Raw genomic sequence first — 4,343 nt, forward strand, 5'->3', positions numbered from 1 at the left:
ATAATGTTAATTTTATTGTCTTTGGTTTCTTTACTTATAGGGGCTAAGAATATTACTATTTCAGATCTTATTAGCTTTAATAATGATAGCATAAATGTAATGTTAATAAGTAGAGTTCCGAGACTTATAGCTATAATACTTGCAGGAATGGGAATGAGTATATGTGGACTTATAATGCAACAGATTAGTAAAAATAAATTTGTATCTCCAACTACAGGAGCTACAATAGATTCAGCACAACTTGGAATAGTTGTAGCAATGATACTAATGCCAAATGCATCACCAATACAAAAAGCTCTAATATCATTTGCATTTGCATTGGCTGGAACATACATATTTATGAAATTTATAAGGACATTAAAATTTAAAGATGCAATTTTTATTCCATTAGTTGGGATAATGTGTGGAAATATAATAGGATCTATTACTAGTTTCTTAGGATATAGATTTGAACTTATGCAAAATATAGGTTCTTGGATGCAGGGGAAATTCTCAATGATACTTAGAGGAAATTATGAGTTAATTTATATAAGCATACCACTTATAATAATAGCAATTTTATATGCTAATAAGTTTACTGTAGCTGGTATGGGGGAAGATTTTGCTAAGAATTTAGGAATGGATTATGAAAAAGTTGTTAATTTAGGATTAGTTATAATAGCATTAGTAACAGTATCAGTTGTAATAACAGCTGGTAATATACCATATATAGGGCTTATCGTTCCTAATATAGTTTCTTTATATAAAGGAGATAATGTTGGAGAAAATATAGGTCATACTGCACTGTTTGGAGCATTGTTTGTTTTAGTATGTGATATATTAAGTAGAATAATTATATATCCATATGAGTTATCAGTTGGTCTTACAGTTGGAGTATTAGGAAGTGTAATATTCCTTGGTATGATATTTAGGAGGTCTGGATATGGAGCTAAATGCTAAATTAAATAGAGAAAAAGAAGAAAATAAAAATATAAATAAGAAAAATAATAAAGAAAGTGACGCTAAAAATAAAATTTTAATTTTAGGTATACTTATATTAATAGTAAGTGGTTTGTTTTTAAGTATAGGGTTAAATGCAAATAATATGGATTATGCTTTATCTCAACGTATACCAAAACTGTTATCTATAATATTACCAGGAGTATGTATATCAATTTCAACTACAATATTCCAAACTATAACAGGAAACAAAATATTAACTCCTAATGTTATGGGACTTGATTCATTATATGTATTAATACAAACAGTAATAGTATTTGTCTTAGGGAGTTCAAGTGTATTTATAGTAAACAAAAAATATAATTTTATAATATGTGTAGGAGGTATGATATTATTATCTTCATTACTTTATAAAATGATGTTTAAAAAAGAAAATTCAAATATATTATTTCTATTACTAGTAGGTATGATAGGTGGTACATTATTTAGTAGTTTATCATCTTTCATGCAAATGGTTATAGATCCAAATGAATATTTAGTACTACAAAATAAACTATTTGCAAGTTTTAATAATGTTAATGTAGATATATTATTAATATCAATCATATTAATAATACTAGTAATTCCATTTGTATGTGATGATTTAAAATATTTAGATGTTATAAATTTAGGCAGAGACCAAGCTATAAACTTAGGTATAGATTATGACAAATTAGTTAGAAAACTATTTGTAACAGTATCAATATTCATATCAATATCAACAGCACTAGTAGGTCCAATCACATTTTTAGGATTATTAGTAGTAAATCTTTCAAGACAAATGATAACAACTTATAAACATAAGTACTTAATATCAATGTCTGTATTATTAAGTGTATTTATATTAGTAACTGGACAGTTATTAGCAGAAAGAATATTTAACTTTAGCACACCAGTAAGTGTAATTATAAACTTAATAGGTGGAATATACTTTATGTACTTATTATTAAAGGAGAGTAGAATATGATTTTAGTTAAAAATATATTAAAAAAATACGATAATAAAAAAGTAGTCAATGATGTATCTGTAAATATAGAAAAAGGAAAGATAACTTCTTTTATAGGACCGAATGGTGCTGGTAAAAGTACTCTTTTATCTATAATAACAAGACTTATGAAAAGAGACTTAGGAGAAGTTTATATAGAAGGAAAAGAAATTAGCCAGTGGGATAAAAAAGAGTTGTCAAAAAAGATAGCCATTCTTAAACAATCAAACAACTTAAATATGAGGCTTACTATAAGAGAATTAGTTAGCTTTGGAAGATTCCCATATTGTGAAGGAAGATTAACTGAAGAAGACGAAAAGTTTGTAGATGATGCTATAGAGTATATGAACTTAGTTGATATACAAAATAAATACTTAGATGAATTAAGTGGAGGACAAAGACAAAGAGCTTTTATAGCAATGGTAATAGCTCAAGGAACAGAATATATATTCTTAGATGAACCTCTTAATAACCTAGATATGAAAAATGCTTCATCTATGATGAAGGTATTAAGAAACCTTTGTGATGAATTAGGAAAAACTATAATACTTGTAATGCATGATATAAACTTTACAGCTTGTTACTCAGACTATATAGTAGCACTTAAAGATGGGAAAATAGCAAGACAAGGGACAGTAGATGAGATTATAAATGAAGATATATTAAGAGAAATATATGAAATGGATTTTAATGTTCAAGAAATTGATGGAAATAAAATAAGTATATATTATTAATGATAATGATTATCTTTTTACATCGATAAAGATAATTAATATAAAAAAATAAAAAACTTGGAGGGAGTTATTATGAATAAAAAAGCAGCAATTATTGCAGGGGTTGCAATAGTAGGATTATTAGGTGCATTTACATTAGGTGGTAAAGATAAAGCACAAGAAACAGAAGTGAAAGGAACTGAAATAGTTGCAGTTCAAGATGAAAATGGAACTATTGAAGTTACAAAAAATCCTGAAAGAGTAGTTACATTTGACTATGGAATATTAGATATATTAGATAATATGGGAGTTGATGTTGTTGGACTTCCAAAGGGATCTTTACCAGAATATTTATCAAAATATAAAGAAGATAAATATTCTGACTTAGGTGGATTAAAAGAGCCTGATTTTGAAGCAATTAATGAATTAAATCCAGATTTAATAATAATAAGTGGAAGACAAGCAGATATGTACGACAAATTTGCTGAAATAGCTACAACTGTATACTTATCAGTAGATGGAAGTGATTATTTAAATGATTTTAGCCGTAATTTAGATGTATTAGGTAAAATATTCGGTAAAGAAGACTTTGTGAAAGAAAACTTAGATAACTTAACAAAGCAAATGGATGAAGTTAAGGCTATGGCACAAAAAAAGAATGTTAATGCTTTAACTACTATGGTTAGTGAAGGAAACTTAAGTGTATTCTCTGATAAATCTAGATTTGGTTTAATATATAATCAATTAGGAATTACAAATAAAGATGAAACAATAGAAGAATCTAATCATGGTCAACAAGTTACTTTTGAATACTTAGCAGAACAAAACCCAGAGTACATATTCGTTGTAGATAAAGGAAGTGCTATTGGTGGAGAAGGTACAGCTAAAGCTTTATTTGATAATGATTTAATAAAATCAACAGATGCATATAAAAATGATAAAATAGTATACTTAGATTCAGCAGCGTGGTATGTAGTTGCAGGTGGATTAGATTCTACTCAAACTATGATAAATAACGTTAAAGATGCATTAAAATAGTTTAATATAAACTGGATAAGGTTAATTCCTTATCCAGTTTTTTACGTGTAAGGAAGTTATATCATAAATATATTTGTACATAACCTATGAATATAAGTAATATCAATAATTTTATAAATATAAAAATAATGTTTTTGAGCAAAGCGAATTTTGTTTTTAAGAAAATATAATATATAGTTTATTTAAACAAATAATACAAATACTATTTATAAGAAAGTACTTTAGCTAGAAAGGAGAGACATAACTATGAATTGCTTTAAAAAAAGAGCTATGTTTATTACCGCTGGATTTTTAGGAATTGGAGGATATATATTATACCAAAATTTAAAAAGTAGAGTAGATGACCTAGAAGAAGAAATATGGGGAATGGAAGATTATGAACTTGAAGCTTGTCCATATTGTGATAGAGTTTACACTATGGAATATGAAACATATGATGGTTTTACTGATAATATAGAACAAGCTAAAGTAGAAGAGGTAAAGTCTGAAAATTGTAATAATGAATTACATGATGAAGTTCAAAACTACCTTGAACATGTTGAAGAAGAAAAGAATAAATATGATAAAGATAAAAAGTAAATAATTAAGAAATAATAAAGGAGTTGATATAATCAACTCCTCAGAGCGTA

General features: G+C 26.7%; 5 protein-coding genes. All 5 read left to right on the forward strand.

Annotation, left to right across the window (positions count from 1 at the left end; genetic code table 11):
- A partial coding sequence (locus Q5F54_RS11060; RefSeq protein ID WP_302334436.1) for an ABC transporter permease occupies window positions 1–939 on the forward strand: 939 nt, incomplete at its 5' end.
- Window positions 923–1,945, forward strand: coding sequence for an iron chelate uptake ABC transporter family permease subunit (locus tag Q5F54_RS11065; protein WP_302334437.1), 1,023 nt, complete (start codon window positions 923–925; stop codon window positions 1,943–1,945). The genes Q5F54_RS11060 and Q5F54_RS11065, both read left to right, overlap by 17 nt.
- Window positions 1,942–2,697 carry an ABC transporter ATP-binding protein gene (locus Q5F54_RS11070; protein WP_281538274.1) on the forward strand — a complete coding sequence of 252 codons (756 nt, stop codon included), beginning with the start codon at window positions 1,942–1,944 and terminating at the stop codon, window positions 2,695–2,697. The genes Q5F54_RS11065 and Q5F54_RS11070 overlap by 4 nt, the downstream gene beginning before the upstream one ends.
- Window positions 2,698–2,769: 72 nt before the next feature.
- Window positions 2,770–3,714 carry a siderophore ABC transporter substrate-binding protein gene (locus tag Q5F54_RS11075; protein ID WP_281538273.1) on the forward strand — a complete coding sequence of 315 codons (945 nt, stop codon included), beginning with the start codon at window positions 2,770–2,772 and terminating at the stop codon, window positions 3,712–3,714.
- Window positions 3,715–3,960: 246 nt separating this feature from the next.
- Window positions 3,961–4,293 carry a hypothetical protein gene (locus Q5F54_RS11080; protein WP_071120720.1) on the forward strand — a complete coding sequence of 111 codons (333 nt, stop codon included), beginning with the start codon at window positions 3,961–3,963 and terminating at the stop codon, window positions 4,291–4,293.
- Window positions 4,294–4,343: the final 50 nt, after the last annotated feature.

The organism is uncultured Romboutsia sp. (genome assembly GCF_958366745.1).
Taxonomy (GTDB): Bacteria; Bacillota; Clostridia; order Peptostreptococcales; family Peptostreptococcaceae; genus Romboutsia; species Romboutsia timonensis.

Coding starts and splice junctions, on each gene's coding strand:
- Q5F54_RS11070 (WP_281538274.1), top strand. CDS start 1,942: ATGATTTTAGTTAAAAATATATTAAAAAAATACGATAATAAAAAAGTA.
- Q5F54_RS11065 (WP_302334437.1), top strand. CDS start 923: ATGGAGCTAAATGCTAAATTAAATAGAGAAAAAGAAGAAAATAAAAAT.
- Q5F54_RS11080 (WP_071120720.1), top strand. CDS start 3,961: ATGAATTGCTTTAAAAAAAGAGCTATGTTTATTACCGCTGGATTTTTA.
- Q5F54_RS11075 (WP_281538273.1), top strand. CDS start 2,770: ATGAATAAAAAAGCAGCAATTATTGCAGGGGTTGCAATAGTAGGATTA.